The organism is Cohnella candidum, from assembly GCF_003713065.1.
Lineage (GTDB): Bacteria > Bacillota > Bacilli > Paenibacillales > Paenibacillaceae > Cohnella > Cohnella candidum.
Genome location: NZ_CP033433.1, coordinates 3,443,086 through 3,460,978 on the forward strand (window position 1 = coordinate 3,443,086; position 17,893 = coordinate 3,460,978).

11 protein-coding genes and 1 pseudogene are annotated in these 17,893 nt (G+C 58.8%); 1 reads left to right on the forward strand and 11 read right to left on the reverse strand.

Features of this window, described 5'->3' with window-relative positions:
* Positions 1-49: 49 nt before the first annotated feature.
* From EAV92_RS15740 to EAV92_RS15790, 11 genes and pseudogenes are all read right to left on the reverse strand, one after another.
* The gene (locus EAV92_RS15740) at positions 50-2,419 is read right to left on the reverse strand and encodes a putative bifunctional diguanylate cyclase/phosphodiesterase (RefSeq protein ID WP_164472804.1); all 2,370 of its coding nucleotides are present in this window, start codon (positions 2,417-2,419) and stop codon (positions 50-52) included.
* A 130-nt stretch (positions 2,420-2,549) separates the two neighbouring features.
* On the reverse strand, positions 2,550-4,109 hold the full coding sequence (locus EAV92_RS25045; RefSeq protein WP_123041986.1) for a glycine betaine ABC transporter substrate-binding protein: 1,560 nt from the start codon (positions 4,107-4,109) through the stop codon (positions 2,550-2,552).
* Positions 4,110-4,125: 16 nt separating this feature from the next.
* The gene (locus EAV92_RS15750; protein WP_123043764.1) at positions 4,126-5,235 is read right to left on the reverse strand and encodes an ABC transporter ATP-binding protein; all 1,110 of its coding nucleotides are present in this window, start codon (positions 5,233-5,235) and stop codon (positions 4,126-4,128) included.
* 109 nt (positions 5,236-5,344) lie between these two features.
* Positions 5,345-6,289: pseudogene (gene rpoD, locus EAV92_RS15755) on the reverse strand (RNA polymerase sigma factor RpoD); the annotation flags it as partial.
* Between the two features lie 494 nt (positions 6,290-6,783).
* Positions 6,784-7,107, reverse strand: a complete 324-nt coding sequence (locus tag EAV92_RS15760; protein WP_123041987.1) for an SCP2 sterol-binding domain-containing protein — start codon at positions 7,105-7,107, stop codon at positions 6,784-6,786.
* Positions 7,108-7,120: 13 nt separating this feature from the next.
* Positions 7,121-7,579 (reverse strand): PaaI family thioesterase, encoded by a 459-nt coding sequence (locus EAV92_RS15765; protein WP_123041988.1) that lies wholly within the window; start codon positions 7,577-7,579, stop codon positions 7,121-7,123.
* Between the two features lie 25 nt (positions 7,580-7,604).
* Positions 7,605-9,284 (reverse strand): long-chain-fatty-acid--CoA ligase, encoded by a 1,680-nt coding sequence (locus EAV92_RS15770; RefSeq protein WP_123041989.1) that lies wholly within the window; start codon positions 9,282-9,284, stop codon positions 7,605-7,607.
* Positions 9,285-9,360: 76 nt separating this feature from the next.
* A complete protein-coding gene (locus tag EAV92_RS15775; protein ID WP_123041990.1) occupies positions 9,361-11,145 on the reverse strand; it encodes an acyl-CoA dehydrogenase family protein in 1,785 nt (594 codons plus the stop codon).
* Positions 11,146-11,198: 53 nt separating this feature from the next.
* Positions 11,199-12,383, reverse strand: coding sequence for an acetyl-CoA C-acetyltransferase (locus tag EAV92_RS15780; RefSeq protein ID WP_123041991.1), 1,185 nt, complete (start codon positions 12,381-12,383; stop codon positions 11,199-11,201).
* 24 nt (positions 12,384-12,407) lie between these two features.
* Positions 12,408-14,807, reverse strand: a complete 2,400-nt coding sequence (locus EAV92_RS15785) for a 3-hydroxyacyl-CoA dehydrogenase/enoyl-CoA hydratase family protein (RefSeq protein ID WP_123041992.1) — start codon at positions 14,805-14,807, stop codon at positions 12,408-12,410.
* A 6-nt stretch (positions 14,808-14,813) separates the two neighbouring features.
* Positions 14,814-17,099, reverse strand: a complete 2,286-nt coding sequence (locus EAV92_RS15790) for a (Fe-S)-binding protein (protein WP_123043765.1) — start codon at positions 17,097-17,099, stop codon at positions 14,814-14,816.
* A gap of 200 nt (positions 17,100-17,299) precedes the next feature.
* On the opposite strand from EAV92_RS15790, the gene EAV92_RS15795 reads away from it, so the two are divergent.
* Complete coding sequence (locus EAV92_RS15795) at positions 17,300-17,881, forward strand: TetR/AcrR family transcriptional regulator (RefSeq protein ID WP_123041993.1); 582 nt, start codon at positions 17,300-17,302, stop codon at positions 17,879-17,881.
* Positions 17,882-17,893 lie beyond the last annotated feature (12 nt).

Sequence of the window (17,893 nt, forward strand, 5' to 3'; positions counted from 1 at the left end):
CCGAATGGCCTGTAAGGCGGCTTTCGTATGGGTGGTGGCACCGTGAAAATCAAGAGGCTGCGAAACTGAACACGCGGTCCGCCGGCACCGGCTTGCTGATGAAATAACCTTGTATCTGGTCGCATTGGTGAAACCGCAGGAATTCAAGCTGCTCCAACGTTTCGACGCCTTCCGCGACGACGATCAGCTGCAGCCGGTGCGCCATTTCGATGATCTTGGAAACGACGATCTGGTGGCGCAGGTCTTCGCCCAGGCTGTCGATCAGGGCTTTGTCGATTTTCATGCATTGGACCGGAAGCTGGCACAGATACTTCATCGATGAATAACCTGCTCCGAAGTCGTCGATCGAGAGAAGGAAGCCCTCTTCCCGCAGGCGCGTGAGCACCTCCGTCACTTCGCCGAACTTCTCGATGGCGAAGCTTTCCGTCACTTCGAGCTCCATCGCGCGCGGATCCATCCCTTCCTCCTGCAGAATCCGGCACATCTTCTCCGCGAAGCCGGGAGTGAGCAGTTGGATGCCCGATACGTTGACGGCGACTACCAGCGACAGGTCCGGCTTGTCCGAGCGCCAAGCGAGATACTGCCTGCATGCGGCCCGGATCACCCACTCTCCGATCTCGTGGATCAAACCCGTCGATTCAGCCGCGGGTATGAATTCGAGGGGAGACACGGCGCCAAGCTCCGGGCTGTCCCAACGGAGCAACGCCTCTACGCCGGCCACTTTGTCCGCCGAGACGTCCCACTTGGGCTGATAGTGCAGCCGGAGTTCGCCGTTCGCCGCCGCCCGCTTCAACAATTGCTCGATTCGGCTCTTCCGCAATCGACTCTTCTCGAGCTGCTCGGTGTACCTTCGATAGCCGTCCCGCCCCGATTCCTTGGCGTCCAGCATGGCGGCATCGGCATGCTGCAGCAAGCTTTCGGCGTCCTCGCCGTGTTCCGGGAACAGGCTGATCCCGATGCTTACGGTAACGGAGTGAAACCGCCCGCCTCCCAGATCGATCGGTTCGACCAAAGCTTCCTTAATGCGCCCGGCCAGACCTTCGCGCTCATCCACCCTGCCGTCTTCCGGGGAAACGACGCAAAACTCGTCGCCTCCGAGCCGGCACAAGAAGTCCCCTTCCCGCAGCACGCCGCGCAGCCTCCCCGCCGCCTTGCGCAAGAGAAGGTCTCCCGTGTGATGTCCCATGCTGACGTTCACCGTATTGAAATGGTCCAGGTCGACGAAAAGCACGGTGAAAGGCCGCCGGGCCGGCAAACTTTCCTCTATCATCCGATCCATGAATTTAAAGAACCCGTTCCGGTTCGCGATTCGAGTCAGCGGATCGTACTCCGCCTGATATTTGATTTCATCTTGCGCGGTTTCCAGCGAGGCCATCATGCGGTTGAAGGATTTCTCAAGCTGCGCGAATTCGTCGTTTCTGCCGACATGGATCCGCATGGAAAAGTCCCGTTCCGTCCGAATGGACTTCATTTCCCACTTCAACCGGTTCACCCTGGAGAACACGAGCCGCTGCCAAATCACGTTCACGATCACGAAGAACGCCGCGCCGGCCAGCAAGAAAAACACCATGTAAAGCTGAATGCTGCGCTCTGCCTGGCGGTAGAGTTCCCTCGGCGCGGAGAATTGAAGCACGACCGCGGGCTCGTTCAGGACGTCCTTGAGAAGCACGTTGCTCTGTATCGTAGAAGCGTCGGCAACCGTCCAGAAGGAGAAGTCCCGCATGCCGGGACCTCGGATCGTTTCGGTTTCGGCCGGTACGGCGGACGAAGCTTGCCCGGCCGGGAGGAAGGATATTTGCGTGTCCGCCTTTTCCGACAAGTAGCGGACGAATTCCTCGTCCAGATAACGGGCGAAAATCAAGGTCCCCCGGGCCGGGCCTTCGTTATTGCTCGTCAGGATCGGATAGGATGCCGCAATGATCGGTTTGCCGTCCAGGAGGAGCAGTCCGACAGTGCCGGAAGACTGCGGTCCGGCGATCAGATTGGGATACCGGCGAAACAAAGTGTCGATGAACGTTTGAGGATAAGGGAGCGCGTGTCGAAGCTCGGATTCATAGGCTTTGGCATAACGTACGCGGCGGCCGTCATCCAAAAGGACCGCGATGTCCAGACGGACGTTGGCGAACATGGAATCCGTGAAATTTCCGGACACGTAAGATTCGGCTTTACGGGGATCGGATGGGGTCGAGACGAAGTCGAAGGTGTCGTCCCAGCTGGCATAATCGAGCGTAACGGAACCCAGGCTCCGGTATTCGTCGAAATACGAATAGAGGATCCGCTTCATCCCTTCCCGGGAATCGTTGCGCTCCATCGTTTCGTAGTTATTCAAAATGGCGCTGCGAAAAATCACGTAAAAAATCGATAACAGACAAAGCGTCGTGATCCCGACATACAACATGATTTTAGTCCGCAGTGACAAGGCTGCACCTGCCTAGGAGTTCTTCTTCGTTGTAAGATCATTATAAAATAATCCGAACAGCCCAGGAAGAAAGTCTCGGTAATATCTGTATAATCCTGTCAAAAAACAAAAATTTAAGGCCCTCTTCCTTTTACGGAAGAAGGCCCTTCGCTTTCAGCCAATTTTCGGCCACTGCCCGCGCGTCTTTTCCCTCCAAATCCACCTGCCCGTTGAGCAAGGACATTTCCCGGTCGTTGATTTTGCCGGCGAGCAGCTTCAGCACTTCCGCCAACTCGGGATGCGCCTTCAACGTATCCTGTCGAATGACCGGCGCCGCGTAATAAGGCGGAAAGAAGTGTTTGTCGTCCTCAAGCGGCGTTAGATGAAAAGCCTGAATCCGCCCGTCGGTGGAGAACGCGTCGTTCACGTCCGTCGTGCCGTCCCGCACCGCGCCGTAGGTGAGCCCGGGATCCAAACCTTTCGTCTCCTTGAAGTTCATTCCGTACGCCTTGCGCAAGCCCTCGAAGCCGTCCGGGCGCTCCAGGAATTCATGCGTGGCGCCCAGTATCAATCCCGGCGATTTTCCGGCCAAATCGCTGAAGGTCCGGATGCCGGCCTGTTCCGCTTTATCTTTCCTCATCGACAAAGTGTACGTGTTATTGAACCCGAAAGGAGCAAGCCAGGTTACGCCGAAATTCTTCTCATATGAGGCTTTGACTTGGCGGAAGGTCTCCTCCGGCCCCCCGCCCACTGGCTGCCGCTTCAGCACCGACGTCCATCCCGTTCCGGTGTATTCGGGGTACAGATCGATGTTTCCTTTCACCAGGGCGCTGTGCGTCACCTGGGTACCGCCCAGAAAGGTTTTCCGAACGACGTTCAAATCCGTTTTGGCTTCGATGAGCGACGCCATCATGTGGGCCAGAATGTCCTGCTCGGTAAAATTTTTGCCGCCGACCGCCACGGAATCCCGATGAGGCTGCAGCCACTTGACGGCCAATCCCGCCAGCAGGGCGATCGCGACGACGGCGAGAAGCGCCGCTTCCAGCCTTCTGGCGGTTTTCGACCGAGGCTTCCCGCCCGTTCGAACTCCTCGGGGAGTGACCGCTTTTTCCAGCCTGGCGAGCAGGAAGTCGAAGAGGAGAGCCAGCAGCGCCGCCGGAATCGTTCCCGCCAGGATCAACTCCGTATTCACGGTGGAAATTCCGCGGAAGATCAGGTCGCCGAGTCCCCCCGCCCCGACCAAGGACGCCAAGGTCGCGACGCCGATCAACATGACCGTCGCCGTACGAATCCCCGCCATGATGACGCTGAGCGCCAGCGGGAGCTCCACCTTGGTCATCACTTGGAAGCTCGTCATCCCCATTCCGACGCCGGCTTCCTTCATCGCCTTCGGCACGTTGACGATGCCGGTGTACGTGTTTCTCAAAATGGGCAGCAGGGCGTATACCGTCAAAGCGACGATGGCCGGAACCATCCCGATGCCAAGCAGCGGAATCATGAAACCGAGCAAGGCCAGGCTCGGAATCGTCTGAAACAGCGAGGCCACCCCGATGACCGGCGGCGCCAAGCGGGGAAACCGCGTCAGGATCAATCCCGTCGGAATGGAGATCACGATGGCGATCACAAGCGCTATGAGAGAGATTTGAATGTGCTCGATCGCGGCCCGGACGATGTCGTCTTTGCGGGCAGCGAACACTTCCAACAGGTTCATGGCTTCGGCCTCCGTGTCAGATCTGTTTAAGCAAGGCGTCAATCAAACTGGAATTGGTCACGAGGCCGGCGATTTGTCCGCTGCCGTTCACGACGGGAATATAACTCATTGCGTGCTGTTTCATGGTGTCCACGGCTTCGCCGACGCTGGTGCCCAGAGGAATCACCGGAATATCCGTTTTCATGATTTCCTGCAGCGTGAGATCCTCTTCCCGGTATCGCTCTTCGAGCATTTCTTTCGAAACGACGCCCTTGAAGTGGCGGTTCCGGTCCGTCACGAGAAGGCCGTTCACCCGGCGCTCGCGCATCAGCTTCGCGCCGAAAGCGAGTCCCCTGGTCTGGAAGACGATGACCGGATTCGGGATCATGACGTCGTCCACCGTTAAGGACTCCGACTCGTTCAGCCGGCTCTCCCCGATGAACGTCCGCACGAAATCGTTCTTCGGCCGCCTCAGGATCCGGTCCGGCGTATCGGCCTGCACGATGACTCCTCCCTGCATGATCACGATGCGGTCCGCGATTTTCAGGGACTCATCCATATCGTGCGAGACGAACACGATCGTCTTTTTGACTTCTTCCTGCAGGCGGATCAGTTCATCTTGAAGCTGCTCCCGGCTGATCGGGTCCAGCGCGCTGAACGGCTCGTCCATGAGGATGATGGACGGCTCCGCCGCCATCGCCCGGATGACGCCGATTCTCTGCTGCTGCCCGCCGCTGAGCTCGGACGGGTAACGGTTCCGGTATTGGTCCGGGTTCAGTCCGACCATATCCATCAGCTCGTCGATCCTTTTTTCATAAGCGGCTTTGTCCATTCCCTTCAGCTTGGGAACGATGGCGACGTTCTCCTTGATCGTCATATGCGGAAACAAGCCGATCTGCTGGATCACGTAACCGATGTTTCTCCTCAATTCGACCGGGTTGATTCGCGAAATGTCTTGCCCGTCGATCAGGATTTTTCCGGAAGTCGGCTCGACGAGCCGGTTGATCATTTTCATCGTCGTCGTCTTGCCGCAGCCGCTCGGCCCGATCAGGGTAATCAGCTCGCCCTCCTTGATCTCCAAGTTGATTCCTTTCAGCACCATGGACCGCTCGTTGTACTTCTTCGTCACCTCGATGAATTGGATCACCGCCGGCACCTCGTTTGCCCATTTTTCCCGTATTCTTCCCAACAAGCGGCCAAAATAAAGAAGGAGCCGAATTCGGCTCCTCCCGATGACCCAATCTATGAAATGGACATTAGTCTTCCAGGAAATCCTTCAGTCTCTTGCTGCGGCTCGGATGCCTCAGCTTCCGAAGCGCCTTCGCCTCGATCTGGCGAATCCGCTCGCGGGTAACGCCGAACACTTTGCCCACTTCCTCGAGCGTGCGGGTTTTCCCGTCGTCAAGTCCGAAGCGCAGGCGCAGGACGTTCTCTTCCCGGTCGGTCAGCGTATCGAGAATGTCTTTCATCTGTTCCTTGAGCATCTCGTACGCCGCGACGTCCTCGGGAGCGATCGCGTCGGGATCCTCGATGAAATCGCCTAGGTGGGAATCGCTCTCCTCGCCGATCGGCGTCTCCATCGACACGGGCTCCTGCGCGATTTTCTGGATTTCGCGAACGCGTTCCACCGTCAGCTCCATCGTCTGCGCGATCTCCTCCGGCGTCGGCTCGCGGCCCAGCTCCTGCAGCAGTTGGCGGGATACGCGGATCAGCTTGTTGATCGTCTCCACCATGTGCACGGGAATACGGATGGTCCTGGCCTGATCGGCGATGGCGCGCGTGATCGCTTGCCGGATCCACCAAGTGGCGTAAGTGCTGAATTTAAAGCCTTTGCGATAGTCGAACTTCTCGACCGCCTTCATCAGGCCGAGGTTCCCTTCCTGGATCAGGTCGAGAAACAGCATGCCCCGTCCCGCGTATCTGCGCGCGATGCTGACGACCAGACGAAGGTTGGCTTCCGTCAGCTTTTGCCGGGCTTCTTCGTCCCCCTGCTCGATCCTCTGGGCCAACTCGATCTCCTCGTCCATCGACAGAAGGCGGGTTCTCCCGATTTCCTTCAGGTACATCCTTACCGGATCGTTCGTGTCGACTCCCGGCGGCAGCGAAAGGTCTTGCAGGTCGAACTGTTCCTGCTCTTGCTCCGACGCTTTGTCCGCAATGAGATCTTGCCGTTGTTTGTCTTCCACCGTGCAACTCCCCTTTAGATAACTGCCCATTGACAAGTGCAAATCGCTGTGATATTATTAAAAGATGTGAAATAAGGTAAACCCTATTGTAACATGTTTTTCTCTTAAACTCAACTCTTTTCTATAAAAATATGAAAGCGCAGGGATCGAAAGATCCTTGCGCTTTTTTTGTTATGAGGTCTGGCTGGTGACGGGCACAGGAACGACGCCGAAATAGCGATACTGGGTGTCACTAAAGACGGTGTCGACGATTTGCAGAGCATGGTGACTAGATCGCAGGAGCGGCGTGCAAGATAACTGGAAATTCCTGCTAACCCGCCGCTCTAGCCCGCGAATACGATACAGATAACCGGATTTTCCGGTCAACTCTCCGATTTCAGCCCAAAATCGTCTGAGATACGGTTAAAATCCCCCTACAAACTCTCAAATAAACAGAGATAGCCGGAATATCCGGTTATCTCGCCGGATTACCGCGTCACTTCCGTTGCTCCGAAACTCGACCCAGTAAATTATACGTACTGCCTCAGCGCCTCTTGCAGCTTGAGCGCCAGCCCGATCTTTCCTTCCACCTTGAGCGTGCCCAGCATGAACGCCATTGTCGCGTTGAGGTCGTCCCGGAGCAGCTTGAAGAAATTCGCTTCCGAGAGCGTCAGCGTGCAGGCCGGCTCATCCGGCGTCCCTTCGGTGACCGTCACCGTTCCGTCCCGAAACGAAGCCTGATACGAGGCTCCGTCGGTCAGGTTGAATTGGTAGACGGTCTGCAGGGAACGGATCGGCTCCGGATCGGCATTCATCGCCTCCGCGAGCTTCCGCAATTCTTCAATGGCCCCCATTCGTTCCTCTCCTTTAATTGTGGTCGTCGGCCGGAACCGGCGCTTTCGGTTCGATGACGCGGAACGTTCCCGTCCCGAACGCCAGCAGCTCCCCGTCACCCGTGCGTGCGTAAGCCTGCGTATTGACCAGCTTCCGCGACATATGCACGAGCTCCGCCGTCACGATGATGCGCCCTTGGCCGGTCGGCGCCACGTAGTGCAGATTCAGGTTGGTCGTGACCACGCTTTCGCGGGGTCTGGCGATCATCGCCATGAGGCCCATCGCGGAATCCATCATCGTGGCATGCACGCCGCCGTGCAAAATCCCGATCAAATTCAGATGATGGGGCTTGATGTCGAGCGAAACGGTGATCTGCTTGTCGGTCAGCTCCTCGAATTCGCAGCCGAGCAACCCCCAGAAGGTGGATTCCGCCTTCTCCTTCCAAATCTCGAACTCCGCCGGCAGCTTCGTTTCCGGGTTCGTCGCGTCCATGGCGTCCCCGCCTCCTGCATGTCTCTTAGGATGTGCGTGCTTTCTCCTCGTCTTCTTCGATCAGCTTCCGCCGCAACACTTTGCCGGCCATCGTCTTCGGGAGCGTTTCCCGAAACTCATAGACTTTCGGAACCTTGTAAACCGCAAGTCTTTCTTTGCACCAAGCTTTCAGGTCGTCCGCGCCGACGCTCGCCCCTTGGCGCAGGACAATGTAGGCCTTGACCGTTTCGCCCCGGTACGGGTCCACGACGCCGGCGACCGCCGCCTCTTCGACGTCCGGATGCTCGAACAGCACTTCTTCTACTTCGCGGGGATAAATATTGTAGCCGCCCGCGATGATCAAGTCCTTCCGGCGGTCGAGAATGTAACAGAACCCTTCATCATCCATCGTCCCGAGGTCTCCTGTGAGCAGCCAGCCGTCCCGAAGCACGCGCTCCGTCTCCTCCGGCCGGTTCCAATAGCCTTGCATGACCTGCGGCCCGCTCACCGCAAGCTCGCCGATTTCCCCCGGCTCCACGTCCTCGAACGAATCGGGATAAACGATCCGCGCTTGCGTGTCGGGAAACGGGATGCCGATGGAGCCGTTTTTGCGTTTCCCCCAAATGTTGTTGGCGTGCGTGACCGGAGACGCTTCGGTGAGTCCGTAGCCTTCGATCAGCTTGCCTCCCGTGAGCGTTTCGAAACGTTCCTGCACCTGGTGCGGGAGAGACGCGGCGCCGCTGATGCAGCACTTGATGGAGGACAGGTCGTACTCCTTGATCCTCGGATGGTTCATGAGGCCGATGTACATCGTCGGGGCTCCGGGGAACATCGTCGGCCGCTGCTTCTGGATCGTCTCCAGCACCTGCCCGGGCTCATACCGGGGAAGCAAGATGAGCGTGCCTGCGGTATAGATGCCGAGATTCAGCAGGCAGGTCAGGCCGAAAACGTGAAAAAACGGCAGCGCCGCTAGCAGCCTTTCCTGGGCGCTCTCGATCCGATAACACCAGAGCCGGCTTTGGATCGTATTGGCCACGAGATTGGAGTGCGTGAGCATTACGCCTTTGGCGAGTCCGGTCGTTCCTCCGGTGTATTGGACCAGGGCAAGATCGCGGTCGGCATCGACCGAGACCTCCTCTGCATCGGCCGGAGAGCGGTTCAACAGCTCCCGGAAAGCATGGACATTGCCGCCGTAGTCGATTTTGACGTACTTGCCTTCCTTCTTCTGCTTCAGCGGAAACAGCAGGTTTTTGGGAAACGGCAAGTAGTCCTGGATCGTCGTCACGATCAGGTGGTCGAGCGGGCGGGCCGCCGTCGCTTTCTTGACCCGTCCGACCAGTTGGTCCAAGGTGACGATGACTTTGGCGCCAGAGTCGCGCAGCTGGTGCTCCAGCTCCCGAGGCATATACAGCGGGTTCGTCATGACGACGATGCCGCCCATCAGGAGCGTGCCGTAATACGCGATGACCCCTTGCGGGCAGTTCGGCAGCATCACGGCGACGCGATCCCCCTTGCGGACGCCCAGCCGAAGCAGGGCGTTCGCGAAGCGGCGGGACGACGCCAGGAGGGAACGGTAATTGATCCGTTTACCCAGAAACTCGAGCGCGATCCTGTCCGGATGCGCCGAGGCGGAATCCACGAGAAAATGGGCCAAATTCCGTTTCGGATACTCGTAAGTCGGAGGAACTTCTGCAGGATACTCCTTCAACCAAGGTTTATTCGGCATGGGCCGACACCTCTTCTCACATGGTGAGTTACGAGTTACAGAGTTGCAGAGTTACGGCGTTGCTTCTACCCTCGCGTCACACGACGTATTTTTCCGCTTCGATGACTTTGGCCGCGATTTGGCGTTTCAACCCGATCGTGTCGACCGGCGTCTTGCGCGTCAGCTTCTTCAGCACCGACAACTGGGTTCTGAGCATATCCCCGGACTCCATGGCCGACAAGGCTTCCTTGGCCCAGCCTTCGATTTTCGCGAACTCCTCGTGCACGAAAACCTGCGTCATGGCGACGGCGGTTGCCGCTTTCGCCTCCCCGGACTTGGCGATCAGCTTGCGCGTCCGCAGCAGGGCGCTTTCCGCCGCGAACACGGAGATCATGATGTCCGCGAGGTGGCTCAAGATTTCCTGCTCCTGCTCCAGCTTCATCTGGTATTTCTGCACCGCCTGCGCGCCGACCATCAGGAAAATCTTCTTCGCCATGCCCAGCAGGTGGGTTTCCTGCTCCAGCGTGCCTTCGAACGGTTGCCCCGGCACCAGCTCCATCAGCTCCGACTGCAGCGCCATCGCTTTCTGCATGAGCGGCAGCTCGCCTTTCATCGCGCGTTTGATCAGCGTGCCCGGAATGAGCAGGCGGTTGATTTCGTTCGTCCCTTCGAAAATGCGGTTGATGCGGGAATCCCGGTAAATGCGCTCGATGCGGTACTCCTGGATGAAGCCGTAGCCGCCGTGGATTTGGACGCCCTCGTCCGCGACGAAGTCCAGCACCTCGGAGCCGAACACCTTGTTGATCGAGCATTCCAGCTGGTACTCGGCGATGGCTTTGGCCGCTTGCAATCCGACGTTGTCGCCGGCGTGGTCGACCTCCGCCAGCCCCTCGTCGAACAGGCCGGCCGTGCGGTAAACCATGCTCTCGAGCGCATACGTCTTTACGTTCATCTCCGCCAGCTTCTTGCCGATGAGCGGGAACGATGAGATTTTGCGGCCGAACTGGGTGCGCTCGTTCGCGTATTTGGAAGCCAGCTCGATCGCGTCCTTGGAGGCGCCGAGCGTGCCCGCTGCCAGCTTGAAGCGGCCGATGTTCAGGATGTTGAACGCGATCAGGTGGCCTTTGCCGATCTCCCACAGCAGGTTCTCGGCCGGCACCATGACGTCCTCGAGAATGAGCGGGCAAGTGGACGACCCCTTGATGCCCATCTTCTTCTCTTCAGGCCCGATGCTGACGCCCGGCATCGTTCGCTCGACGATGAACGTGCTGAAATCGGTGCCGTTCACCTTGGCATAGACGATGAAAATGTCGGCGAAGCCAGCATTCGTAATGAATTGCTTCGTGCCGTTCAGCACGTAATGCTTGCCGTCTTCCGTCGGCATCGCCGTCGTCTTGGCGCCTTGGGCGTCCGAGCCGGAGGACGGCTCCGTGAGGCAGTAGGCGGCCAGCTTCTCGCCGGAAGCGAGGTCGGGCAAGTACTTTCGCTTCTGCGCTTCGGTGCCGAAATAGACGATCGGCAGCGTGCCGATGCCGACGTGCGCGCCGGCGGACAGCGCGAACGCGGACGCTTTGGTCATGCTTTCGCTGATCAACGTGGAGCTGACCTTATCGAGGCCGAGGCCGCCGTAGGCCTCCGGCACGTCGGCGCCGAGCAAGCCGGTCTCCCCGGCCTTGCGCAGCTTCTGCACGGTCAGCTCGTAGTTCAGCTTCTCGATCGCCTCGTCGTGCGGGGCAATCTCCGTCTCCACGAAATCCTCGGTCGTCTGCGCGATCATGCGCTGTTCTTCGGTGAAATCCTCGGGAGACACGATTCTCGAATAATCGATATCCTCAATGATGAAGCTTCCGCCCAGCACCTTGTCGTTCAGCACTTTGCTCATCGCCGATCTCTCCTCGTATTCGGATGGATGAATGGTGGGATGCTGCCTGCCTCTTACCCCGCATGAACCTCGAACACGCCCGCCGCGCCCATGCCGCCGCCGATGCACATCGAGACGACGCCGAAACCTCCGCCCCTGCGGCGCAGCTCGTGAATGAGCGTCGCCGTGATTTTGGTGCCCGTGCACCCCAGCGGATGCCCGAGCGCGATGGCGCCGCCGTTCACGTTCACCTTCTCCTCGTCGATGCCGAGCTCCCGGATGATTTGCACGCATTGGGAAGCGAACGCCTCGTTGATTTCGAACAGCTTCACGTCATCCAAAGTAATACCGGCCATCTTCAGCGCTTTCGGAATGGCCTTCACGGGGCCGACGCCCATGATTTCCGGCTCAACGCCGGCCAGCGCGAACGACCGGAAAGTCGCCAGCGGCTTCAAGCCGAGCGCTTCCGCCCGCTCCTTGCTCATGACGACGGCGGCTGCCGCTCCGTCGCTCATCTGCGACGAATTGCCCGCCGTGACGGAGCCGCCCAGCTTAAACGCCGGCTTCAGCTTGGCGAGCCCTTCCAACGACGTGTCGGCGCGCACGCCCTCGTCCGTGTCGAACGCGAACCGCTTCGCCTGCACCTTGCCCTTCTCGTCCACGCTCTTCAGCTCCACGGGAAGAGGGACGATCTCTTCCTTGAACTTGCCTTCCGCGATCGCTCTCGCCGCTTTCTCGTGCGAGCGGACGGCAAAACGGTCCTGGTCCTCGCGAGAGACGTCGAACCGAGAAGCCACGTTCTCCGCCGTGTGGCCCATGCCGATGTAAACCTCCGGCATCTCCTCGACGATCCGCGGATTCGGGGAAATTTTGAAGCCCGTCATCGGCACGTGGCTCATGCTTTCCACGCCTCCGGCGATGATGACGTCCGCGTGGCCCAGCATGATCCTCTCGGCCGCGAACGCGATGGACTGCAGCCCCGAGGAGCAAAAACGGTTGACCGTCAGCGCGGGGACCGTGTTCGGAAATCCGGCGTACAGCGACATGATCCGGGCGAAGTTCAAGCCCTGCTCGCCCTCCGGCATCGCGCAGCCGATAATGACGTCTTCCACGTCCTCCTTGGCCAGGCCGGGCGTCCGCTCCATCACCGCTTCCAGCACGGCTTTGCCCATATCATCCGCACGCGTCTGGACGAGGCTGCCCTTCTTGGCTTTGCCGATCGCGGTTCTCGCGATGGATACGATTACGGCTTCTCTCATCGATCGATCACCCTCCCGGGGATGTTAGTTGCGAAGCGCTTTGCCTTTGGTCAACATGTGCTGCATGCGCTGCTGGGTTTTCGGCTCCCCGCAGAGGCTCAGGAAGGCTTCCCTCTCCAGATCGAGCATGTATTGTTCGGTCACGAGCGTACCGGCCGGCACGTCGCCGCCCGCCAGCACGTGCGCGAGCTTCTTGGCGATTTTCAGGTCGTGGTCGCTGATATAGCCGCTCTCCCTCATGCCGATGGCACCCAGCTGCATGACCGCTTTGCCTTCCGAACCGACGACCCGGATTTTCTCTTCGCGAATCGGCTCGTAGCCCGCTTTGGCCATGCGCAGCACGGCTTGCTTCGCCTCATAGATGAGGTGGTCCTGGTTGGCCAGCACGCGGTCCGTCGGCTTCAGGTAGCCCAATCGTTTGGCGTCATGACCGCTCGTCGAAACCTTGGCCATGCCGATCGTTTCGAACACTTGGTTGATGAAAGGCTGCAAGTCCGCTTCCGGATGGCTGACGTTCTGGCTGACCCGCAGCGCGAACTCCTTGCAGCCGCCGCCCGCCGGGATGAGGCCGACGCCGACCTCTACCAGGCCGTAGTAGGTTTCGGCCGACGCGATGACCTGGTCCGCGGGCATGCACGCTTCCACGCCGCCGCCCAGCGTCATCCGGTGAGGAGCGGCCACGACGGGTTTTTCCAGCCGTTTCAATTTGTACATCGTATTCTGGAACAGCCGGATGATCCCGTCGACTTCGTCCCATTCCTCGTCCTGCGCTTCCATCAGCAGCAGCATGATGTTGGCGCCGACGCAGAAGTTCCGCCCCTGGTTGGCGACAACCATGCCTTCGAAGTTGTTCCGGACTTCCTCGACGCTCTGCGAGATCATCGTCAGGATGTCGGCCCCGATCGCGTTATTCGGCGAATGGAACTCCAGGCAAGCGACTCCGTCCCCAAGGTCGATCAGGCTTGCGCCACCATTGCCTTTTACGACCCGGTTCTGTTCCTTCAGGCTGCGCAGCGAAATCACCTCGGGCCGCTGGTCCACCTGCTTGTATTTGCCCTCGTCGACGTAGAAACGGATCCCGTTATCCACCCGGTAGAACGACGTGTTGCCTTGCGTGATCCAATCCTTGACCCAGAGCGGGACGGTCTCCCCTTCCTTCTCCATCCGCTCGACCGAACGGACGAGCCCGATGGCGTCCCATGTCTCGAAAGGCCCCAGTTCCCAGTTGAAGCCCCATTTCATCGCATTGTCGATCTCTTCGATCGAATCCGCGATTTCCCCGACTTTGCCGGCGGAGTAGAGAAGCACCTTTTTCAAAATGTCCCACGTCAAATCGGAGAAGCGGTCGCCGCCCGTCAGCAGCGCTTTCGTTTTCTCGCGGGCTCCTTTGGCGAGTTTCGCGGCTTCCAGCGAACCCGACGACGGTTTCTTCTGCGGCCGATATTCCATCGAGGCGAGGTCGAGCGACAAAATCTCGCTTTTACCGCCTTCGCCTTTCACTTTCCGGTAGAAGCCTTGTCCGGACTTCTCCCCCAGCCAGCCTCTCGCCACCATGTCTTTAAGGACAGCCGGAGTGTCGAACGCCGCTTTCTCCGCGCCGTCCGCGACGCTGCCGTATACGTTGTCCGCCACGTGCACGAACGTATCGAGACCGACAAGGTCCAACGTGCGGAAGGTCGCGCTTTTCGGCCGGCCCATCGCGGGTCCGGTGACGGCGTCGACTTCCTCGACCGAATAGCCTTTCTCCACCATTTCCTGCAGCGTCACGAGCAGGCCGTAGGTCCCGATCCGGTTGGCGATGAAGTTCGGCGTATCCTTGGCGATGACGACGCCCTTGCCGAGCACGTTTTCGCAGAACGCTTTCATCCGGTTCACGAGAGTGGGGTCCGTATCACGGCCCGGGATGATTTCGAGCAGTTTCATATATCGGGGAGGATTGAAAAAGTGCGTGCCCATGAACGACTTCCGGAACGCCTCGCCTCGGTCGGCCGACATTTCGTTGATCGAGATGCCCGACGTGTTGGAGGTGACGACGGTGCCCGGCTTCCAAAACGACTCGATTTTCGCCAGCAGCTCCTTCTTGACCTGCAGGTTTTCGACGACCACTTCGATAATCCAGTCCACTTCGGCGATTTGCGGCAAATGATCCTCCAGATTGCCCGGGGTAATCCGATCCGCGAAAGCTTCGTCGTACAGCGGTGCCGGGTTCGTCTTCTTCAGCTTGGCGATCGCGGCCGCAGCCAGTCGGTTGCGGACCGCTGGGTGCTCCAGCGTCAGCCCTTTGGCGGATTCCTCCGCGCTCGGTTCTTTCGGCACGACGTCCAGCAGCAAGCAGGGGATGCCAACGTTGGCGAGATGGGCCGCGATGCCGGAGCCCATGATGCCCGAGCCGATGACGGCCGCTTTGCGAATGGGTTTGTTCATGTTCACTTAACCTCCGATTTTCGTGGATTCGGTTTCCAGGGCTCGGATGGGGCGGTCGCCGAACACGGACTGCTCCAAAATTTCCGCGATGTCCCTCGCTTTGACGCGGTTGTCGACCTCCTTCATTTTGGTGCCGTCTTCCATCATCGTGAGGCAATACGGACACGCGCTGCTGATGACCGTGGGCGAGGTTTCGAGCGCCTGCTCGGTCCGGGCGAGATTGACCCGTTTGCCGGACGTCTCCTCCATCCACATCATCCCGCCGCCGGCGCCGCAGCACATGCCGTTTTCGCGGTTTCTCGCCATCTCGGCGAGTTCCACGCCCGGTATGGCTTTGAGCACGCTGCGCGGTTCGTCGTACACGTTGTTGTAGCGGCCGAGGTAGCAGGAATCGTGGTAAGTGATGCGTTCCCTCACCTCGTGGCGGGGCTTCAGGCGGCCTTCGCGGATCAGCCGGTCGAGCAGTTGCGTATGGTGAAGCACTTCGACGCCTTCCAGGCCGAAATCGGGGTATTCGTTTTTGAAAATGTTGAAGGTGTGCGGGCAAGCGGTCACGATTCTGCGGACTCCGTATTTCCGGAACGTCTGGATATTCTCAGCGGCGAGCTGCTGGAACAGCATTTCGTTGCCCATCCGGCGCGGCGTGTCGCCCGAGTTTTTCTCTTCGTTGCCGAGAATGGCGAAGCTGATGCCGGATTCGTTCAGCAGGCGGGCGAAAGCGCGCGAGATTTTGCGGCTGCGCAGGTCGTAGGAGCCCATGGAGCCGACGAAAAACAAATATTCGAAATCGGGATTCTCTTTGACGGTCGGAACCGGGATGCCCTCGACCTCCCCGGTCCACTTCGCGCGGTCGTTGCGGCTGATGCCCCAGGGATTGCCCTGGCGCTCGATGTTCTGCAAAGCGCGCTGGCCTTCGTGCGGGATGCTGCCCTGCATGAGGACGAGGTGGCGGCGGAGGTCGACGATTTTGTCGACGTGCTCGTTGCCGACCGGGCATTGGTCTTCGCAGTTGCGGCAGGTCGTGCAGGACCAGATTTCTTCTTCGGTCATGATCTCGCCGATCAGCTCTAGCTCTACGGGCTTTTTCCCTGGGGAGGCGACTATTGCACGAGCTGTGGTGCTGGCGGCTGCCGTTTCGGCTGCGGCCTCGTCCGCGAGTGAGGTTGGGTCTGCGATAGCCGATGCTTTCCACGTCGACTTCTGCCACGCCAGCGTCGGACGGATATCCGTGATCGCTCCTTGGGCCGTCTCGTTCCATGCGGTTTCCCGGACAGCAGCGGTATCGAGGGCGTGCGTCGTTTGAGACAAGTTCGTGAAAGCGAAAGCCGGCACCCAAGGCGACTTGCCGGTGATGGCCGCGCCTTTCTCCTGGAGATGGTCCCGCAGCTTCGTGATCAGGTGCATCGGCGACAGCACCTTGCCTGTATTGGAGGCCGGACAGACGTTGGTGCAGCGGCCGCACTCGACGCAGGCGTAGAAGTCGAGCATCTGCTTCTGCGTGAAGTCCTCGATACGTCCGACGCCGAACGACTCGGCTTCCTCGTCCTCGAGGTCCAATTTGGCGAGTTTGCCGACCGGCTCCTTGCGGCGGAACCAAATGTTGATCGGCGCCGTCACAATATGAAAATGCTTCGACTGAGGCACATAGACCAAGAACGAGAGCAAAATGAGCAGATGCGCCCACCAGGACACGTAAAATGCGGCCCTCGCGGCTGCCGTCGGCATTCCGGCGAAGAGGGATGCGATCGCGGAGGAGATCGGCGCATATCCCGACGGCTCCATGCCCAGCCAAAGCCGTTCGAAGCCAAGCGACAGGACCACCGACAGCATCAGGAAGAAAATGAAGAAGAGCACGATGCTCGGCTTCCACCCTTTTTTAAGGCGCGCCAGCTTCTCTCCATATCGGCGATAGGCCGCGTAACCCATGGCAAGCAGGATGAGCGCGACCGTGACTTCCTGCAGCAAGCCGAACACGCGGTAAGCCGGCAGCGGGAGGTGTTTGCCTCGGGTAAGCCCTTTGATAATGAGGTCCAGGGCACCGAACTGCAGGATGATGAACCCGTAAAAGACGACGACGTGCATGATGCCGCTTTTCGGATCCTTCAGCAGCTTTTTCTGTCCGAATACCTGCGAGAGGAATTCCGCCAGCCTGCCCTCGCCCCGGCGTTTGAAGTCCGCGGGCTGTCCCAGCTTCAAATAGAGGTAGCGATGGTATACCGTCTTGTAAAACAAGAAAAGCCCGTAGCCTGTCACCGCCAAAAACAGCAGGAGATTCACCGTCTGCCACGCCATCGTCATCCGCCCTTTCCATAAGAAACTCTCCGCTGCTTAACTCCCCGTCTTAGCTCGCCTCGAGTAAGCGGTTACAAACCTCCCTCTATAAAAATCTTATGAGGAAAACATTGACTTCCGGCATGCTTTCTCATAAGATGAAGAAAAATGAATGAGTATTCATTCAGTACACCTTGAATTTTATCACTGAGGAGCACCCCATGACAAGTAAAAAGAAAGAAAAGTACGCCCAGATTTTGGATGCCGCCCAGAAAGTGATCGCCGAGAACGGCTACCACGGCTCGCAAGTGTCCAGAATCGCCAAAGAAGCAGGGGTGGCCGACGGCACCATCTACCTCTATTTCAAAAACAAAGAGGACATTCTGATTTCCCTGTTCCAGGACAGGCTGGGAGACTTGGTCGACATGATCAACGCCAGCATCCGGGAAACCCGTACGGCGGACGAAGCGATCCGCAAAATTTGCGAGATCCATTTCACGCAGCTGGAGCAGAACGTCGACATGGCTTACGTCACCCAAATCGAACTCCGGCAAAGCTCGCTCGATTTGCGCAAAGCGATCGGCCTTGCCGTAAAGCCCTATATCGAATTGATCGAGCATATTCTGGAAAAGGGGATTTCGGAGCAAACGTTCCGCCCCGACCTGGACGTGAAGCTCACGCGTCTGCTGCTGTTCGGCGCCATGGACGAAGTCGTCACTTCCTGGCTGATCTCGGGCAGGAAATATTCCTTGTCCGGCCAGGTGGACAAAACGGTCGACTTTTTCCTGAGAGGCCTAAAATAACGCTTCGAGAGG